Annotated in this window: 15 protein-coding genes and 1 tRNA gene; 6 read left to right on the forward strand and 10 right to left on the reverse strand. The window is 69.7% G+C overall.

Features of this window, described 5'->3' with window-relative positions:
- Window positions 1–5 precede the first annotated feature (5 nt).
- The 7 genes from ACXRVZ_RS02815 to hrcA form a co-directional block, all read right to left on the reverse strand.
- Window positions 6–1,349 carry a hypothetical protein gene (locus ACXRVZ_RS02815; protein WP_457421247.1) on the reverse strand — a complete coding sequence of 448 codons (1,344 nt, stop codon included), beginning with the start codon at window positions 1,347–1,349 and terminating at the stop codon, window positions 6–8.
- Window positions 1,350–1,365: 16 nt separating this feature from the next.
- Window positions 1,366–2,709, reverse strand: coding sequence for an HlyD family type I secretion periplasmic adaptor subunit (locus ACXRVZ_RS02820; protein WP_457421245.1), 1,344 nt, complete (start codon window positions 2,707–2,709; stop codon window positions 1,366–1,368).
- A complete protein-coding gene (locus ACXRVZ_RS02825) occupies window positions 2,706–3,317 on the reverse strand; it encodes a hypothetical protein (protein WP_457421243.1) in 612 nt (203 codons plus the stop codon). The genes ACXRVZ_RS02820 and ACXRVZ_RS02825 overlap by 4 nt, the downstream gene beginning before the upstream one ends.
- A 52-nt stretch (window positions 3,318–3,369) precedes the next feature.
- A complete protein-coding gene (locus ACXRVZ_RS02830) occupies window positions 3,370–4,758 on the reverse strand; it encodes a TolC family protein (protein WP_457421241.1) in 1,389 nt (462 codons plus the stop codon).
- Window positions 4,759–4,771: 13 nt separating this feature from the next.
- Window positions 4,772–6,490, reverse strand: coding sequence for an ATP-binding cassette domain-containing protein (locus ACXRVZ_RS02835; RefSeq protein ID WP_457421239.1), 1,719 nt, complete (start codon window positions 6,488–6,490; stop codon window positions 4,772–4,774).
- Between the two features lie 244 nt (window positions 6,491–6,734).
- Window positions 6,735–6,811: transfer RNA gene (locus ACXRVZ_RS02840), tRNA-Ile, on the reverse strand.
- Between the two features lie 52 nt (window positions 6,812–6,863).
- The gene (hrcA, locus tag ACXRVZ_RS02845; protein ID WP_457422515.1) at window positions 6,864–7,871 is read right to left on the reverse strand and encodes a heat-inducible transcriptional repressor HrcA; all 1,008 of its coding nucleotides are present in this window, start codon (window positions 7,869–7,871) and stop codon (window positions 6,864–6,866) included.
- Between the two features lie 67 nt (window positions 7,872–7,938).
- Between hrcA and ACXRVZ_RS02850 the strand changes: the two genes are divergently transcribed.
- From ACXRVZ_RS02850 to rapZ, 3 genes are read left to right on the forward strand one after another with little or no spacing between them, the layout of a single operon-like run.
- On the forward strand, window positions 7,939–8,805 hold the full coding sequence (locus tag ACXRVZ_RS02850) for an NAD kinase (RefSeq protein WP_457422516.1): 867 nt from the start codon (window positions 7,939–7,941) through the stop codon (window positions 8,803–8,805).
- Between the two features lie 14 nt (window positions 8,806–8,819).
- The gene (gene recN / locus ACXRVZ_RS02855; protein WP_457422518.1) at window positions 8,820–10,505 is read left to right on the forward strand and encodes a DNA repair protein RecN; all 1,686 of its coding nucleotides are present in this window, start codon (window positions 8,820–8,822) and stop codon (window positions 10,503–10,505) included.
- Window positions 10,502–11,416: an RNase adapter RapZ gene (gene rapZ / locus ACXRVZ_RS02860; RefSeq protein WP_457422520.1), complete on the forward strand. Its 915-nt coding sequence runs from the start codon at window positions 10,502–10,504 to the stop codon at window positions 11,414–11,416. Before recN ends, rapZ begins: the two co-directional genes overlap by 4 nt.
- 22 nt (window positions 11,417–11,438) lie before the next feature.
- Here the strand turns inward: rapZ and ACXRVZ_RS02865 are convergent, their stop codons facing one another.
- Together ACXRVZ_RS02865 and ACXRVZ_RS02870 are read right to left on the reverse strand one after the other, a co-directional pair.
- Window positions 11,439–12,293 carry a hypothetical protein gene (locus ACXRVZ_RS02865; RefSeq protein ID WP_458232175.1) on the reverse strand — a complete coding sequence of 285 codons (855 nt, stop codon included), beginning with the start codon at window positions 12,291–12,293 and terminating at the stop codon, window positions 11,439–11,441.
- Window positions 12,294–12,439: 146 nt separating this feature from the next.
- Complete coding sequence (locus tag ACXRVZ_RS02870) at window positions 12,440–13,447, reverse strand: glycoside hydrolase family 53 protein (RefSeq protein WP_457422524.1); 1,008 nt, start codon at window positions 13,445–13,447, stop codon at window positions 12,440–12,442.
- Between the two features lie 171 nt (window positions 13,448–13,618).
- Here ACXRVZ_RS02870 and ACXRVZ_RS02875 point away from each other — a divergent pair, with 171 nt between their 5' ends.
- From ACXRVZ_RS02875 to ACXRVZ_RS02885, 3 genes are read left to right on the forward strand one after another with little or no spacing between them, the layout of a single operon-like run.
- Window positions 13,619–14,011 (forward strand): BlaI/MecI/CopY family transcriptional regulator, encoded by a 393-nt coding sequence (locus ACXRVZ_RS02875; RefSeq protein ID WP_458232176.1) that lies wholly within the window; start codon window positions 13,619–13,621, stop codon window positions 14,009–14,011.
- The gene (locus ACXRVZ_RS02880) at window positions 14,008–15,741 is read left to right on the forward strand and encodes a M56 family metallopeptidase (protein WP_457422528.1); all 1,734 of its coding nucleotides are present in this window, start codon (window positions 14,008–14,010) and stop codon (window positions 15,739–15,741) included. Before ACXRVZ_RS02875 ends, ACXRVZ_RS02880 begins: the two co-directional genes overlap by 4 nt.
- On the forward strand, window positions 15,741–16,868 hold the full coding sequence (locus ACXRVZ_RS02885; protein WP_458232177.1) for an FAD-dependent oxidoreductase: 1,128 nt from the start codon (window positions 15,741–15,743) through the stop codon (window positions 16,866–16,868). Before ACXRVZ_RS02880 ends, ACXRVZ_RS02885 begins: the two co-directional genes overlap by 1 nt.
- Here ACXRVZ_RS02885 and ACXRVZ_RS02890 read toward each other — a convergent pair.
- Window positions 16,865–18,622: a methyl-accepting chemotaxis protein gene (locus ACXRVZ_RS02890; RefSeq protein WP_457422532.1), complete on the reverse strand. Its 1,758-nt coding sequence runs from the start codon at window positions 18,620–18,622 to the stop codon at window positions 16,865–16,867. The genes ACXRVZ_RS02885 and ACXRVZ_RS02890 overlap by 4 nt on opposite strands.
- Window positions 18,623–18,646 lie beyond the last annotated feature (24 nt).

The following is an 18,646-nucleotide window of genomic DNA, read 5'->3' on the forward strand; positions in this document are numbered from 1 at the left end:
CTGGCTCATGTGCGCGGCCCCTTGCCGTCGGACAACGCGTCGCGGAGCTGGTCTTTCTCCAGGTTCCATAGCGTCGAGTCCATGCGCTTGACGAGGGCGGCCTGTTGCAGCACCTCGTCCTTGAGGCCTTCGTTGGACGCCGTCAGCGCGCCGATCTCGCGCTCCAGGCTTTCCACACGCGTCAGCGCCAGCTTCACGTTGACGACCAAGGCCTCTTGCGCGGGCAGGAAGTCCAGCATGCGGCCGACGCGCTCGTTGGACGAACCGCTCTCCTGCAGCATGCCCTCGGCCGCGTTGGCCAGCCGCGCCATCGCCGGCACCACGTCGCCCACGCCGCCGACGGTGGCCGTGGTGCGCTCCAGCACGGCCTCCTGGCTTTCCAGCCTCTCGGTCAGGCGCGCCGAGGCGCCGGCCATCTGCGCGACCTGCGGCACCAGTTGGTCGAGCCGCGCCACGACGTCGGCCAGGCCGGTGGTGGACGCGCGGTGCTGCTCCAGGATGTCGGCCAGCAATGTCGCCAGGAAGCGCTCGCTGATCTCGACGTTCTCGTTGACGCTGCTCTTCTCGGCCAGCGACAGCACATTGCCGCGCACCGTCTCGATGAGGTCGGTGGCGGCCTTGCGCACGGCCACCATCTGGAAGCCCAGCACGATGGAGCCCACCAGGCCGAACATGGACGCCGAGAAGGCGGTGCCCATCGCAGACAGCGGCTTTTGCAGACCGCCAACGATCTTGACGAACTCGCCCTCCATGTCGCCACCGCCTCCCGCGCCCTTGGCGATGGTGCCGATGAGGTTGGAGGTCTCGACCAGCGTCTCCAGCAGGCCGACGAAGGTGCCCAGCAGGCCCAGGCCCACCATCAGGCCGACGAGGAACTGGCTCAGCTCCTGGCGCTTGTTGAGGTACTGCTCCAGCGCCTCGATCTCGGGCTCCATCGCCGAGCTGTGGATGTAGACCTGGTGGCCGAGGCCGAGCTTCTGCAGCCGGTCCAGCATGCCGGTCACGAAGGCCGGCGGCCCCAGGCGCGGATGCTGCTCGCCGCTGGCGTCGCCGTCCTGCAGCCAGCGCATGCCGGCGCGGAAGACGCGGTCCTCGCCGAACAGCTCCAGCAAGTGGCCCACCATGGTCCACATGCCCCAGCACAGCACGGCAATGATCAGGCCGTTGAGGACGGGGTTGGCCATGATGGCGAAGGACACGAAGTGCCACATCGACGCCGCGCCGGCCAGCATGGCCAGCAGCGGCAGCGCCACGAAGAAGACGTGCCGGGCGCCGATGCCGTGGTCGCGCCCCTTCGGCCCGCGCGGCAGCAGCGGCTCGGACACGACGGCGGTGTGGGTGTCGCTCATTGGAAATTCCTTGAACTCATTTGCGATCCCGCAAGGCGGTGTCGGCCATGCCGCGAATCGGCGACAGCAGGTATTGCAAAACGGTGCGACGGCCCGTGACGACGTCGGCGCTGACGCTCATGCCCGGGCCCAGCGGCTGCGCAAAGCGCTTGGCGCTGGCGGGGTCCACGGCGGACACGACGCGGAAATAGCGCTCGCCGCGTTCGTCGACGAGGCTGTCGGCGCTGATCTCGGTGACGCGCGCTTCCAGCGTGCCGTAGGTCGTGTAGTCGAAGGCCGCGACCTTGACGCGCGTCGGCAGGCCGACGCGCAGCGTGCCGCGCTCGGCGGGCGAGGCACGGGTCTCGACGACGAGGGCGTCGTCCTGCGGCGTCAGCTCCAGCAGCGTCTCGCCGGGCTTGACGACGCCGCCCACCGTGTTGCTGGCCAGCTTGTTGACGATGCCGGCCACGGGCGCCGTCAACACCGTGCGGCGCACGCGGTCGTTCTCGGTCTTGATGTCTTCCTCCAGCCGACGCAGTTCCACGCGCGCGTCGCTCAGCGCGGTGCGGGCCTCGCTGTGGAACTGGGCGACCACCTCGGCCTTGCGGGCGGCCAGCTCGGCGGCGGCGGCGGCCAGGCGCGGCAGCGAGGCCTCGCTCTCGGCGATCTGCGTCGTCAGCCGCTCGACGCGGCCGCGCGCATCGAGCAGTTCGCTCTGCGAGCCGGCGTTGCGGTTGACCATGTTCTGCACCAGGCTCAGCTGGGAGCGCGCCACCTCCAGCTCCGCGCGCAGGCCCTTGCCGCGCGCGGCGGCCTCGGCGGCCTCCTGGCGGCGCTGCGTGGCCTGCTCGTCCAGCACGCGGGTGGTCTGCGCCAGCTTGGCGGTGCGGGCGGCAAAAGACTCCGACTCGGCGCGCACGGCCGGGTCGTTCGCCGCCGCGCCGGCCGGTGGCAGGAAGCGCGGCGCGCCGCTGGCCTCGGCATCCAGGCGTGCCACGCGGGCCGCCATGCCTGTCAGCCGCGCGCTCTTCTCGGCGCGGGATGAATTGGCCTGCAGGTCCGACACGGCGACGAGGGGCTGGCCGGCCGTCACCGTGTCACCCTCGTGCACAAAGACCTTGGACAGGATGCCGCCTTCCAGATGCTGCACCAGCTGCTGCTTGCCCGAGGGCACGATGCGGCCCTGCGTGTGCACGACCAGGTCGACGTTGGCGAGCGCCGTCCACAGCCCCAGCGCGGCGATGACGACCGTCGTCGCATAGATCAGCGCACGCGGGCGGCGCAGGCGGCGGGTCTGGCCGAGCGTGTTGTCGAAGTAGGAGAGCAGCAGGTCCACGGGGACGTCGCGCGTCGCTGCTGCGGTGGCTGCTGTCGTCATGGCTTCTCTCCCAGGCGCACGGCGACGGCCGCCTGCGGCGCGCTGGCATTCATGTCGATGCGCGTGACGATGCGGTCGCCCGCGATGCCCTGGCCCAGCAGCTCGTTGCGAACGGCCATCGCGCGGATGAATGCGGCGCGCTGGTTCTCGCTGAGGTGGATTTCCGGGCCGATGGCGACGACCTCCAGCCGCAAGGTGGGCGATTCGGCCAGGCGCTGCTTCAAGGGCGCGAGCGCGTCGCCCAGCGCCTTGGCGGCGGCGGCATCGACGGTCAGGGCGCCCGGCGCGAAGTCCAATTGCAGATAGTGCTCCGCCGGCTTGACCTTGGCGCTGGCCGCACTCGCGGCGAGCGCGGCCTCGTTGCCGGCCACGGCGATGCGGGTGCGCTGCGGCGCCTTCGTGTCGACGAGGGGTGCACCGGTCACGGGCCGCTCCTTCTCAGCGGCCGGCGCGATGACAACCTGCCGCGCCTTGCCCAGCTCGGCCTGCTGCTCGGCGATCTTGGCCGCCATGCGCTTGGCCAGCATCTGCGCCGAGAAGCTCAGCGCGATCGCCAGCACGACGATGACGAACACCATCGCGATGACCACATTGGTCAGCGCATCCACGAAGCCTGGCCAGAAATCCCCACCGCCGCCTTTGCCGCCGCCTGACATCGGATTACCTCGCGATGACCGTGCGCAGAGCGCCGGTCAAATGGGCAATGCGCCACTCGTTCTGGGCGGCGCTGACGACGACCTGCACGATGTCCAGGCGGCTCTGGTGCAGGCGCTGGTAGGCGTCCAGCACGTCCAGCAGCTGGCGGTTGCCGCCGGTGAGCTGGGCGCGGAAGGCGTCGACGACCTTGCGATTGGCCTCCAGCTCGTCGCGCACGGAGGCGAAGCGCTCGGTCGCCGCGCCGAGGTTGGCGTAGCTGGTCTCCAGGTCCTGCACGACGCGGCGGCGCACGCCCTCGCCGCGCGCCTCCAGCTCGCTGCGGCGCGCCTCGGCGGCCTTCATGCGCGAGTAGTCGGCGCCGCCGTTGAGCAGCGGCAACGTCATGACGACCATGGCCTTGCTGTCGCGCTGCTGGGCCTCGCTGCCGGCGGCGTTGCGGGTCTGCGAGTGCGTCAGCTCCAGCGCCACGCGCGGGAGGAAGGCGGCGCGGTTGCCCTTGCGCTCGGACTCCGCAGCCTGCTGCTCCAGCCGCGACGCCAGGATCTCGGCGTTGGCGCCGTCGGCCTCGGTCAGCGCAGCTTCCGCGTCGCTCGGCAGATAGAGGTCCATGGGCGCATCCAGCGCCAGGCCAAAGGGCGTCACCGACGACAGGCGCTGGAAGTTGCGCAGCGCCGCCGCCAGCGCCGCGCGCGAGTCGGCCAGGCCGGAGCGCACGTTGGCCACGCGCGCCGTGATGCGTTCGCGCTCCGCCGGGCTGGCGCCACCGGCGGCCACGCGGTCGCTGATGTAGCGCAGCAGCTCGTTCAACTCCTTCTCGTAGCCCTGGCCCAGCTCCACGCCGACGCGCTGCTGCAGCACGGCGAACCATGCGCTGCCGGTGTCCAGCAGCGTCTGCGACTCGACGCCGGCCTGCTGGATCTCAGCCGAGGCAGCCAGCAGCTCCTGGCGCGTCCATTCGTGGCGCGCGCTCTCGTCCACCAGCGCCTGGCTGAGCACGGCGGAGTTGTCGCTGCGCAGCAGGTTGTCCTTGCGGTCCGGCGTTTCCAGGTGGCCACGGCCGACGGAGAAGCGCGTTTCCAACTTGGGCAGCAGCGCACCGCGCGCGGCCTTGCGGGTGTAGTCGAAGCTCAGCGCCCGGTAGCGCGCGGCGGCCACTTCGGGGCTGTTCTGCCAAGCCAGCTGCAACGCATCGCCGAGCGACAGCGCCGGGCCGGTGCCGGTCAGCGGCAGCACGGGCGGCATGCCGAGCAGCAGTTGCAGGCTGGCGACGCGAGGCTTGGCCGTTTCAACGGCCGAGGCCGCCGCAGCGGGCGGCTCGGCTTGAGCGGCGGCCCAGGTTGGCGCCAGGCAGAGCAGCAGCAGGCTGCTCAGGCGACGCGGGGAGAAAGACATTTGACGCATTCCTTCAGGCAGACGTCGCGCGCGGCGCGGGCGTCCGCGGTGTCACCGAGCCGGGCGCCAGCAGCCGCTGCGGCGGCGCGTCGGCCACCAGGCGCCCACGCTCCAGCACCAGCACGCGGTCGCAGATCTGGATCAGCTCGGCACTGTGCGTAGCGACGACGACGCAGCGCCCGTCGCGCCAGCTGGGCAGCGCCGCGAGAAAACCTTCCTGGGCCTGGCGGTCCAGGCCCAGCGTGGGCTCGTCCAGCAGCACCAGGTCGGACATCTGGTGCAGCACGCGCGCCAGGGCCAGCATCTGCCGCTGGCCGCCCGACAGCCCGGCGCCGTTGGAGCCCAGCTCGGTGTTCAGGCCCAGCTCGCCACGGTCCAGCTGCGGACCCAGGCCGGCGACGCGCAGCGTGCGCAGCAGCTCGGCCTCGCGGCTGCCGCCCTCACCGGGCGCCACCACGTCCTGCAACGCGCCGGCCAGGAAGCCCGGCTCCTGCGGCTTGTAGGCCACGGCACCGGCCAGCCAGCGGCGGGTCAGGTCGTCCTGCACGACGCGACCGCCGAGCGCGTACTGCCCCGAGGTCGGCACGACATGGCCTGCCAGCAGCTTCAACAACGTCGACTTGCCGGCACCCGAGCTGCCCACCACGGCAACCAGCTCGCCCGGCTTCAACGTCACGTTCAGGTCGGCCAGCACGGGCGGCCGGTCCGGGTAGGCAAAGCCGACGCCGCCCAGGCGCACGCCTTCGGCCGCTGCAACCCCGAGCGGGCCACCCAGCTCGCGGTCGGGCAGCGTCGCCGCGTCCAGCGCCACGGTCTGGCCCATGTCGCGCAGCGCGCGCATGAATTCCTGCCAGCGCAGCACCACCGGCGCAAACAGGCAGATCGAGCTGACCAGGCGGCCGCCCAGCATCGTCGTGGAGATGAGCCCGCCGACGCTGAGCGCCTGGGCTTCGATGCGGTAGACGCCGGCCACCAGCGTCAGCACCGTGCAGGCCGACATGCCCACCGGCAGCAACTGCTGGCTGACCTGCTGCCACACGCGCGCCCGCGCCGCCGCCCGCGCCGAGATGGCCGAGGGCTCGCGCAGGCCGCCCTCGGCCACGCGCGCGGCGGCGACGGACATGAGGCTTTCGCGCGCCATCAGCACATCCACCAGCCACGACAGTTTGGTGCCCGACGCCTGCGTCGCCACCCGCGAACGGCGCGCGGCGGCGGCCTGCAGCACGCCGCCCGTCAGCAACAGCAGCGCGCCAAAGCCAAGCGGAATCAGCACCAGCGGGCCGGCGATGACGGCCAGCACGATGGCGAAGATCAGTGCAAACGGCACGTCGGCCAGCGGCAGCAGGAACTGGGCGGACAGCACGTCCCGTGTGGAGCCCAGCTCGCGGTAGCGCGCCAGCAGCGTGCCCACCGCCAGCGGCTTGGAGGCCGGCGCGGCCAGCACGCCGCGCAGCAGGCGCTCGTCCAGATGCATGTCCCAACGCGCGCCGGCATGCTCCACCAGCATCACGCGGGAGAAGCGCAGCACCAGCTCCAGCGCGAACAGCAGCACCATGCCCAGCGCCAGCGCCCACAGCGTCTCGTGCAACTCGTTGCCGACGGCCTTGTCGTAGACCAGCATCGAGAACAGCGGCAGCGTCAACACGAAAGCGTTGACCAGCAGGCTCGCCAGCCCTAAATCCAGCAGGTGCCGACGGTTCGCGCGGAGAAACAGGAGGATCGATTCACGCATGCGTCGGTAGCGACTCGTACCTCACGCTGGCGAAAGATGGACCAGGCGGGATGGAAGGAAAGGGGCCAATCGGATAACCAATAAATGATAGCCACCGATAAAAGCTCACCATCAACGGGAATACCAGTCAAAACCCTTGCAGTTGCCAACTTGTAGGAGGGCTGGGCGGCTGTTACGCCTGCGCAAAACTGGCTTTCGCGCTGCAGCCTGCGTCGCGCAGGCTGTAAATACCAAACGGGGAGTTTGGTAGGCCGTGTTGGACTTGAACCAACGACCAAAGGATTATGAGTCCTCTGCTCTGACCAACTGAGCTAACGGCCCCTGGGAAATCTCCCGGAAGGCGCGGATTCTAGTGGTCGTCTGAGCGGCGTAATCAGCGTTGCGAGAGCGCCTGCCCCACCATGCGCGACGTGATGTCGACGATCTGGATCATGCGGTCGTAGGCCATGCGCGTGGGGCCGATGACGCCAAGCGTGCCGACGACCTGACCGTCCACCTCGTAGGGCGCCGACACGATGGACAGCTCCTCGTAGGGCACGACCTTGCTCTCGCCGCCGATGTAGATGCGCACGCCCTCAGCGCGGCTGGACGTGTCCAGCAGGCGCATCAGCTGCGTCTTCTGCTCGAAGAGGTCGAAGAGGCGGCGCAGGCTGCCCATGTCGTGGCTGAAGTCCTGCACGGTCAGCAGGTTGCGTTCGCCGGAGACGACGACCTGTTCGTCCTGCTGCTCCATGGCCTCGGTACCGACCTTCACCGCCGCGCTCATCAACTGGGCGATCTCACCGCGCAGTTCGTCCACCTCGCTGCGCAGGCGTTCGCGCACGCCCTCCAGCGTCAGGCCCGCGTAGCCGGCGTTCAGGCGGTTGCTGGCCTCGGCCAGTTCGCCCTGGCTGAGGTCCTGAGCCGTGAAGATGACGCGGTTCTGCACGTCGCCGTCCGGCGAGACGAGGATGACGAGGACGCGGCGTTCGCCCAGGCGCAGGAACTCGATGTGATGAAAGACGCTGGGCTTCCTGGGTGAAGTGACTACCCCGACGAAGCTGGACAGGTTGGACAGCATCTGCGCCGCGCTGGCGATGACGCGCTGCGGCTGATCGGGCTGCAAGCGGGTCGTCTCCACGCCGATGAGGGCGGGTTGAGCCGTCAGCATCGTGTCGACGAAAAGGCGATAGCCACGCGGCGTCGGGATGCGACCGGCGCTGGTGTGCGGGCTGGCGATGAGGCCGAGTTCTTCCAGGTCGGCCATCACATTGCGGATGGTCGCCGCGCTGAGTTCCAGGCCCGAGGCCTTGGACAGCGTGCGCGAACCGACGGGCTGCCCGTCCGCGATATAGCGTTCGACCAGGGTTTTCAGCAGGGATTTGGAGCGCTCGTCGAGCATCTGTGCATTCTATGGACACCCCCTTTCCTCGATGGAGAGGCGATACCCCTGTGGTGTAATTTGCCGCATGGCCGAGCGCTTCAGACATGTCGCCATCGTGGGCAAGCATCAGGCGCCGGGCATCAGGCCGGTGCTGGAGGAAATTGCCCATTTTTTGTGCAGCCAAGGGCTCGACGTGTCGCTCGAAGCCGAGACGGCGCTCAACACCGGGCTGACCGACTACGACGCCCTCTCCCACGACGAACTCGGCAAGGCCTGCGACCTGGCCGTCGTCATCGGCGGCGACGGCACCATGCTGGGTTTCGCCCGCGAGATGGCGCGGTATGGCGTGCCGCTGCTGGGCATCAACCAGGGCCGGCTGGGCTTCATCACCGACATCCCCATCGAACGCTGGCGCGAATCGCTGGCGCCCGTGCTGGCCGGCGACTACGAGGTGGAATCGCGCGCGATGCTGGAAGGCGCCGTGCTGCGCGATGGCGAATCCATCTTCTCGGGCCTGGCGCTCAACGACGTTGTCGTCAGCCGCGGCGGCACGGCGGGCATGGTGGAGCTGAAGGTCTCGGTGGGCGATCAGTTCGTCGCCAACATGCGCGCCGACGGCCTCATCGTCGCCTCGCCCACCGGCTCCACGGCGTACGCGCTGTCGGCCGGCGGCCCCCTCATGCACCCCAGCATCGCCGGCTGGCTGCTGGTGCCGATTGCGCCGCACACGCTGTCCAACCGGCCCATCGTGCTGCCCGACCTGGGCGAGGTCAGCCTGGAAATCCTGGCCGGGCGCGACGCGTCGGTGAACTTTGACATGCAAAGCCTGGCCAGCCTGCTGCACGGCGACACCATCACCGTGCGGCGCAGCCAGCATCAGGTCCGCTTCCTGCACCCCAAGGGCTGGAGCTATTACGCGACGCTGCGTCGCAAACTCCGCTGGTACTTGTAGGCCAAATCCAAAACATGCTGCGGCACCTGTCCCTCAAAGACTTCGTCATCGTCCCGGTCCTCGAGCTTGATTTCGAGCCCGGCTTTGCCGTGCTGACCGGCGAGACCGGCGCGGGCAAGTCCATCCTCATCGACGCATTGCAGCTGGCCCTGGGCGGCCGGGGCGAGGCCGGCGTCGTGCGCGAGGGCGCGGCCAAGGCGGAGATCACGGCCGAGTTCGACACGCCGGCGCATCTGCGCGGCTGGCTGGATGACGCCGGCTTCGATGCCGACGACACGCTGCTGCTGCGCCGCGTCATCGACGCCGCCGGCAAGAGTCGCGCCTGGATCAACGGCGGCGCTGCCACACTGACGCAGTTGCGCGAGCTGGCCGACCATCTGCTCGACATCCACGGGCAGCATGCCTGGCAAGGCCTGACCCGCCCGGCCGCCGTGCGCGAGCTGCTGGACGGCTTTGCCGGCCTGGACACCGCGCCGCTGGCTCGCGCCTACGCCGCCTGGAAGCAGGCCGCCGAGTCACTGCAGAAGGCGCAGAGCCTGCAGGCCGACGCCCAGCGCGAACGCGAGCGCCTGGCCTGGCAGATCGGCGAGTTGGACAGCCTGGCGCCGGCCGAGGGCGAGTGGGACGAGCTGAACGCCGAGCACCAGCGCCTGTCCCACGGGCAGTCGTTGCTCGACGCGGCACGCTCGGCGCTGGACGCGCTGGACGACGCCGAACCCAGCGCCCAGTCCCTGGCCAGCGGCGCGCTGGACCAGTTGGAGCGCGTGCTCGACCACGACGCCCGCCTGCTGCCCGCCGTGCAGGCGCTGCGCGACGTGCAGGCCCAGCTGCAGGACGCCAGCCACACGTTGGCCGGCTATCTGCACAAGACCGACCTGGACCCCACCCGCCTGGGTGAGCTGGACGAGCGCGTCTCCGCCTGGATGACGCTGGCGCGCCGCTACCGCCGCCAGCCGCAGGAGCTGCCCGCGCTGCTCGCCCAGTGGCGCGACGAGCTGGCCGCGCTGAACGCCGCCAGCGATCCCGCCCAGCTGGAAGCCGCCCTGGCCAGCGCCCGCAAGGCCTTCGATGCCGAGGCCCAGGCCGCCAGCCGCGCCCGCAAAAAGGCCGCGCCCCAGCTCGCGTCGGCCGTCACCGCAGCGATGCAGCAGCTCGGCATGGCCGGCGGCCAGTTCGACGTCACGCTGCTGCCGGCTGCGGAGCCGCAGAGCTATGGCGCCGAGTCCGCCGAGTTTCTGGTCGCCGGCCACGCCGGCAGCACGCCGCGGCCGCTGGCCAAGGTGGCGTCGGGCGGCGAGCTGTCGCGCATCGCCTTGGCGATCTCGGTGACCGCCAGCCAGGCGAGCGATGGCAACGCACCGGGCACGCTGATCTTTGACGAGATCGACGTCGGCATCGGCGGCGCCGTGGCCGAGACCGTGGGCCGGCTGATGAAGCAGCTGGGCCGGGAACGCCAGGTTCTGGCCGTGACCCACCTGCCCCAGGTGGCCGCCTGCGCCGACCGTCATCTTGTCGTCGCCAAGAGCCTGCAGGATGGCGCCACCGCCAGCCGCGTCACGCCGGTGGCCGGCGAAGCCCGCGTCGCCGAGATCGCCCGCATGCTGGGCGGCGAGCGGCTGTCGTCCACCAGCCTCGCCCATGCGCAGGAGATGCTGGCGGCCTCCACCTCTGCAACCAAGGCAAAGAAGGCCAGATCATGAGCCTGGAACACGAGCTGCAAGGCGACGTCGTGCTGCTGACCGGCATGTCCGGCGGCGGCAAATCCGTCGCCATGCATGCGCTGGAGGACGCCGGCTATTTCTGCGTCGACAACCTGCCGGCCGAACTGCTGCTGGACTTCCTGAAGCTTGAGCAACAGCGCGGCGAGCGCCGTGTCGCCATCGCCGTGGACGTGCGCTCGGCGGGCTCGCTGCCGCTGATGCTGCCGCTGCTGAAGGAGTTGCGCGCCAGCGGCGTGCAGGTGCGCTCCATCTTCCTGGACGCCAGCGACGAGGCGCTGATGCGCCGCTTCTCCGAGACGCGCCGCCCTCACCCGCTGCGCCAGGGCCGCGACACCGGTTTCGGCTCGCTGGACGGTGCCGCCGAAGACAGCCACCGCCTGCTGCTCGACGCCATCCAGCTGGAGCGCGAACTGATGAGCGGCCTGAAGGCCGAGTCCACCGTCATCGACACCAGCCAGCTGCGCCCCGCCCAGCTGCGCGCCTGGCTGGGCGATCTTGTGGGTCCCAATGCCAGCACCAAACTGACCCTGGTGTTCGAGAGCTTTGCCTTCAAGCGCGGCGTGCCCAGCGACGCGGATTTCGTCTTCGACGTGCGCGTGCTGCCCAACCCTTACTACGACCGCGAGCTGCGGCCGCTGACGGGGCGCGACGCGCCGGTGGCGGCTTATCTGGCGGCCCAGCCCGAGGTGGGTTTGATGATGGGCCAGATCGCCGGCTTCCTGTCGCGCTGGCTACCCAACTTCGCGGCCGACCAGCGCAGCTACCTCACCATCGCCATCGGCTGCACGGGCGGCCAGCACCGCTCGGTCTATCTGGTGGAGATGCTGGCTCGGCAGTTCAGCCATCACGGCCACGTGCTCAAACGGCACCGTGAGTTGGACGCTCGCTGAGCCAAGCCGATTGGGGCTGAGGTCAGCCCCGATAGGCTGATGGAGGTTTCGTCCAATACGCCAGATTGGCCTCGATGTCAGCCGCCGCCTCGGGGTCCAGGTTGGGGTTGTTCAGGTGCAGCACACGGCGCTTGCGAAACGCGGCCCGCGCGACCGACGGCCCGTGGTGGCGCCACAGGTGCGCGTCAAAGCTGCCATCCGCCTTCATCTCCAGCAAGCCCTTTTCGACACGCGCCGCCAGCGCCGACTGGCTGGGCGCAAAGTAGTAATGGTAGGGATAGGGGTAGACCAGCAGCAGGTTGGGGTCGACCGCCAGCTGCGGCATCTGCACGCGGTGCGCCTCGAACTCGCCGAACACCTCGCCGACACCGCGCGGGAACAGGTCGAAACGGCCGGCAAGCAGCATGCGGAACAGGTTCTCGTAGCCGGACACGGTGTAGACCTTCAGGCCGCTGGCCTGAAAGACGTCGACGTCCGGCCAGGCCAGGCCCTGGCCGATGGTGAAGCGCCGCAACCCCTCCAGGTCGGTGACCTTGGCAAGGTCGGGCAGCCGCTGCTGGCTGACCAGGGACACGCGCATGCCCAGCAGGCCGCGCCGGGCATCGAAGAGCACGGGCTGCGCACGCGTCCTGCGCTGCGCGGACGGGGTCGCCCAGGTCACGTGCAGCAGGCCGCGGTCCGCGTTCAGCTCGGCGAACTGGCGCAACTCGGTCAGGTTGTCCTGCGAAGGCTCCAACCGGACGGCGCCATGGCTGGCCTCGGTGCGGCGCAGCACCGCATCCAGCAGATCGATCAAGTCCTGCGAGCGGGTGTCCAGATGCGACTGCGGCGCCGGATAACGCACCACGGTCGCTTCCGAGCTGTGGGCAGCCTGCACGGCGCGCGCAGAACCCCCACCCATGAGGCCGGCGAGGCCGAGTTGGAGACAGTGCCGGCGGCTGGCGATCATTCGGCTGAGTTTGGCATGGCCGGCCAGCCGGCCAGCGTCGCTATCTCACGGTCGCCGCCGCCAGCCGGGCCCTCTCAGAACGGGTCCAACGCGCTCGTGAAGTAGCCCGAGCCGTTCAGCGCGCCCCATGTATAGCCCTGCCAGCCGGGATAGGCCTGCGGCTCCCAATACAGCACGCCCAGGCCGTTGGAGCCCAGTGCGGTCAGGCGTGTCATCACGTCGGCGAGCATGGCCTTGGCGGCGCTGGCCTGCTGCCAGTCCATGCCCGTCTCGGCCACGATCACCGGCTTGCCGTAGCGCGACACCATGTCGGCCATGTTGGTGGACAGCTGTGCGTTGAGCGTGCTCCAGTTGCTGGATGTCGGGTAGTGCGACAGCCCGATCACGTCGTACTTGGCACCATTGGCCTTCATGCCGTCGAAGAACCAGCGGAACACCGTGTTGTTGTAGCCGTTGGCCAGGTGCAGGATGACCTTGGCGTTGGGGAACACCGACTTGGTGGCCGTGTAGCCGTTGTTGATCAGCGAGACGAGGCCGCTGAAGCTGGAACCCGAGGCCTGGCCCTGCGGCCACAGCATGCCGCTGTTGATCTCGTTGCCCACCTGCACGTAGTCCACGGTCACGCCGTTGCTCTTCATGTAGCTCAGGATGCCTTGCGTGTGCGAGTAGACATCGGCCTGCAGCTGCGTCAGCGTGTGGCTGGCCCAGGCGGCGGGCTTGGTCTGCTGGCCGGGGTCGGCCCAGGAGTCGCTGTAGTGGAAGGTCAGCATGACCTTCTGGCCCTGGGCCACGGCGCGCTTGGCCTTGTAGAGCGTGTCGGCGCCGTTGCACCAGCCGCCGCTGGGGTTCACCCAGACGCGCAGCCGGATGGTGTTCACGCCCAGGTTCTTCAGCAGCACGAAGGGGTCGGTCTTGGCGCCCGACGAGTTGTAGAAGCTGTAGCCGGCCGATTCTTCCTGGCTGACCCAGCTCACGTCCGCGCCCTTGACGAGGGCGGCCGCCGCTGGCCCCGCCGCCACCATCGCCAACGCAATGCCCGCGCACCAGCGGCGCAGGCTCCATCCATTCTTCGGCATCGTCATCTTTGTCTCCGGGTTGTGTTTTATGAAGGGATGCGAAGCCAGCTTAGGCGGCGAGGCCGCGCTACAAATATTCCTTGTTGCGCAGGCGGTATGGCTCTTTCGGATAGGGGTTTACCGAATTCAGAACAACAGTTCTAGACAACGAGTTCTAGAACTTCTATGCTGCACGCCATGAGCAAACCACCCCCTCCCGCCACCCGCCCGACGGCGGCCGAGCTGGACCTGCTGCAGGTGCTGTGGCGCCTCGGCCCGGCCGACGCCAAGGCCGTGCACGAGGCCTTGCTGCCCGAGCGCCCCGAGGCCACCTACGCCACCGTGCTGCGCCAGCTGCAGGTCATGCACGGCAAGGGCCTGCTGATGCGCGACGAAAGCCAGCGCCCCCAGCTCTACGCGCCCGTGCATGCGCAGGACAAGCTGCAGCAGTCCCTCGTCAGGGACTTCATCGCCAAGGCCTTTGCCGGCTCGGGCAAGGCGCTGGTGCTGGCGGCCTTGAAGAACCATGTCAGCGCGAAGGAGCGCGCGGAAATCCGCCAGCTGCTGGCCAAGAACGGAGAGCAGTCTTGAGCCTGGACCTAGCCATGAATGCCTGGGGCTGGGCCCTGGTGAACTTTGTCTGGCAGGGCGCCGTCATCGGCGCCGGCGCCGCGCTGCTGCTGGCCGTGCTGCGCGGCGCGTCGGCACGCTGGCGCTACGCCGTCTGCGCGGCCGGCCTGGGCCTGTGCCTGGCGCTGCCGCTGGCGCAATGCCTGGACCTCACGCCCGCCGACGTCGAGTTCACCACCGAGCTGCCGCCACTGGCAGCAGAGATGCCGGCCCTCGTCACCGCCTGGGCGCTGGGCACGTCCCTGATGCTGGGCCGCCTGGCGCTGGGCCTGGCCTGGGTGGGCCGTGCACGCAGGCGCAGCACGCCGGCACCGCTTGAGTGGCAGGCGCGGCTGGACGCCCTTGCTCGCCGTCTTGGCCTGAAGCACAAGGTGAGCCTGCGCCTGCTGCCCGAACTGCCCGGTCCCATCGCGCTGGGCGTGCTCAGGCCCTGCGTGCTGTTGCCCGCCGCCCTGCTGAGCCGCCTGCCGGTCGACCTGCTCGAAGCCTTGCTGGCCCACGAGCTGGCCCACGTGCGGCGCTGGGACTACGTCGCCAACCTGCTGCAAAGCGCGGTCGAGGCCCTGCTCTTCTTCCACCCGGTCGTCTGGTGGCTGTCGGCCCGCATGCGCGCCGAGCGCGAGTTGGTGGCGGACGAGGTGTCGGCCGAGCTGCTGGGCGACCGTCGCCGCCTGGCGCTCGCCCTGCATGCGCTGAGCGAATTGCCCGAGCTGGCGCCGCAGCCCACCCCTGCCATCGCCATGGCCGCACGCGGCGGCGACCTGCTGCGGCGCATCGAGCGCCTGCTGGCGCCCCGGCCCCAGGCCACCGGCTGGAAGCTGGCCCTGCCCGCGCTGCTGATCGCCGCGACCAGCTTCGTCGTGCAGGCCAAGGGCCGCGACGCGCCCGAACCGCCCGCACCCGCAAGCCCTGTCGCCGCCGCCAAGGAGGCACCACCGGCCCAGCAACTGCGCCTGCCAGTCAATGCCAAGCATGTCCTGGTCATCGACGACGAGACCGGCAAGGTGCTGATGTCCCGCGACGCCGATACCGTCGTGCCCATCGCCTCGCTGACCAAGCTGCTCACGGCCATGGTGGTGCTGGACGCGAAGCTGGACCCGAGCGAGAAGCTGCGCATCACCGATGACGATGTCGACACGCTCAAGCACAGCCGCTCGCGGGTGCGGGTGGGCACGCAGATGTCGCGCCAGTCGGCGCTGGAGATGGCCTTGATGGAGTCCGAGAACCGCGCGGCGGCGGCGCTGGCCCGCACCTTCCCTGGCGGCGATGCCGGCTTCGCGCGGGCCATGCAGGCCAAGATCCGCGCGCTCGGCCTGAGCCGCACCGCCATCACCGATCCCACCGGCCTGTCACCCGCCAACACGTCGACGGCCACCGAGATGGCTGCCATCACCGCCGCCGCCGCGCGTTACCGCGAGATCGAGCGCATCACCAGCGTCAAGAAGGCCAAGGTGCCGGTGGACGGCCGGCAACGCGAGATCCGCAACACCAACCGGCTCGTCGGCGCCAAGGGCTGGAACATCCGCGTCTCCAAGACCGGCTACACCGAGGAGGCCGGCCGCTGCCTGGCCATGCGCATGATGAACGGCACGCGCCCGATCACCGTCGTGCTGCTGGACGCCGATGGCTCGGCCAACCGGCTGCGTGATGCGGCGCTGATCCGCAAGTCGCTGGGCCGCAAGGTGCCCTGATGCAGCGACGCCACCTCATCGCCGCCAGCAGCGCGGCTTTTGCACTGCCGACACGCGCCCTCGATTTCGCCCAGCCACGCGCACCGGCCGCGATGCGCGTCAGCGTCGACCGCATCATCGACATCGCCGTCGGCATCCGCCCATTCCGCGCGCAAGGCCCACGCATCGAGGCCGAGCGGCTGTTCGGCAAGGCAGTCATTCACCACTACGGCCATGGCGGCAGTGGCTGGTCGCTGAGCTGGGGCTCGGCACAGCACGCCCTCACGCTGATCCAGGCCCAGGCCCGGCCGGGCGAGCGCATCGCCGTGATCGGGGCCGGCGCCATAGGCCTGACGACGGCGCGCACAGCCCAGCAAGCTGGCTTCAAGGTACGCCTCTACGCCAAGGACCGGCCGCCGCGCGTGTATTCCTCCGCCGCCACGGGCTTGTGGACACCGGACTCGCGCATCGTCACGAGCGAGCACGCCAGCCCGGCCTGGCAGGCCGGTTGGGAGGCCATGGCACGCGCCTCGTTCAAGGTGCACCAGAGCTATCTGGGCCTGCCCTCGGGGCCGGTGGAATGGCATGACGGCTACCTCGTATCCGACAACGGGTTCGACACGCCACTGCCGATCTACGCCGTCGAGCCCGACTACCCCGACCTCGCCGACCGCATCGCCGACCTGCGCCCGCGCGGCAAGGCGCTGGCCGCAGGCGAGCACCCGTTCCACAGCGCCCAGGCGCGCCGCTTCACGCAGCTGGTCTTCAACATCCCGGCCTACCAGCGCCTGCTGCTGGATGACTTCGCGCGCGATGGCGGCGAGCTGGTGCAGCGCGAGTTCCGCCAACCGCGTGAACTCGCCCGCCTGCCTGAGCGTGTCGTCGTCAACTGCACGGGCGACGGCGCGCGCACGCTGCTGGGCGACGCCAGCCTCACCCCCGTGCGCGGCCAGACGGCGCGGCTCATTCCCCAGCCCGAGGTGGACTACGCGGTGCTCTACCGTGGCCGTAACGTCGTCGCCCTGCCGCGCCGCGACGGCCTGCTCGTCGCCTCCATGGGCGAGCATGACTTCGGCAACGACGACCTCACGCCCGACCGCGCGCATTCCGAAGACGCCGTGCGGCGCCTGGCCGCGCTGTTCGCCTAAAAGGTCTCCCAGTCACCTTCGCCGGCACCGGGCGCTGGCGCGGCAGGCCTGGGCGCTGGGGCCGGTGCAGGCCGGGGCTGGGCGACCGGTCTCGCCGCGGCTGGCTTGACCGCCGGCTTGTGCATGACCGCCTTGGGAGCAGCGGGACGGGGCGCAGCCCTCGGCGCCGAACGCGACGCGGCTGCATGACCGGCCTCCACGCGGAAGGCCGCAACCGCCTCGTTCAGCTGCGTCGTCTGCATGCGCATGCTCTCGGCCGCTGCGGCTGTCTGCTCGACGAGGGCGGCGTTCTGCTGCGTGGCTTGGTCGAGCTGGTTCACCGCGGCGTTGATCTGGCCCACGCCCTCGCTCTGCTCGCGGCTTGACACGGTGATCTCGCCGACGAGGTCGGTCACCTTGCGCACTTCGGTCACCATCTGGGCAATGGTCTCGCGCGCGGCCAGTACCTGGGCACTGCCGCTCTCGACCTTGCCGACGCTGTCGCCGATGAGGCTCTTGATCTCCTTGGCCGCCTCGGCGCTGCGCTGCGCCAGCAGGCGAACCTCGCCGGCCACGACGGCAAAGCCCCGGCCCTGCTCGCCCGCACGGGCCGCCTCCACCGCCGCGTTCAATGCGAGGATGTTGGTCTGGAAGGCAATGCCGTCGATGGTGCCGATGATGTCGGCGATCTTGCGGCTGGAGGCCGAGATCGCGTCCATCGTCGTGACGACCTCGCCCACCGCCGTGCCGCCGGCCTGAGCCACCTCCGAGGCGCTGTTGGCGAGCTGATTGGCCTGGCGCGCGTTGTCGGCATTGGCCTTGATCTGCGCGGCCATCTGCTCGACCGACGCGGCCGTCTCTTCCAGGCTCGATGCCTGACTCTCGGTGCGGGCCGACAGGTCGGCATTGCCCTGGGCGATCTCGGCGGCCGCCACGTTGAGCTGCTCGCAACCCTGGCGCACGCCCGACACCATGCGCGCCAGGTTCTGTGTCATCTCGTCCAGCATGGACAGCAGCTGGCCCAGCTCGTCGCGCCCGCCGCCTTGCAGGCGCTGCGTCAGGTCGCCGCCGGCCACGGCCTTGACGGCCTCGGCCGCACGTTGCACCGGGCCGGTGATGGAGCGCGTGATCGTCAGGGCCGCCAGCACGCCGATGACCAGGGTCACGAACGAAGCGATGGCGAAGATCCACAGCACGCGACGGTAGGCGGCCTGGGCCGACGCGGTTGTCGCGGCTGCCAGCTTCTCGTTGTAGTCCCACCATTTGCTGACGTTCTCACGCAGCGACAGAAAGGCAGTGCGGGCGGCGCCAGAACTCATCTCGCGGGCCGCCGTGCCCTGGGTCGGGTCCGACGCGCTCTCGTCGGACGCCTTGAGCAACTTCTGCTGGCCTGCGAGGTAGGCTTCAACGCCCTGGCCCACCGTCTTCAGCAGCGCGCGGTCCTCATCGTCCGCCACCAGCAGCTCATAGTCCTTGAGGCGCTGGCGCAGGTCATCGCGGATCTTGGCGAGCTGAGCACCGAGCGCCTGCTTGCCCTTGTCGTCCTCGGTCAGGATGTGCTGCTGTTCCAACCGTCGCGCGTCGGCGACGCGGCCGTCGATCTGATGAATGACGCGCAGCGACGGAAGGATGTTCTCGGGGTAGTACTCCACGTACTGGTTGATGGAACGCGCCAGCAGCGCTCCCACGCCGGCCATCGCCAGCATCAATGCCAGCAGGACGGCGAAGGCAAGGCCGAGGCGGGCGCCGACGCGCAGGTTCTTCAGGAAGTCCATGCCTGTCCCCTCTTGTTGTGCAGG

It is taken from the genome of Roseateles sp. P5_E8 (assembly GCF_054177665.1).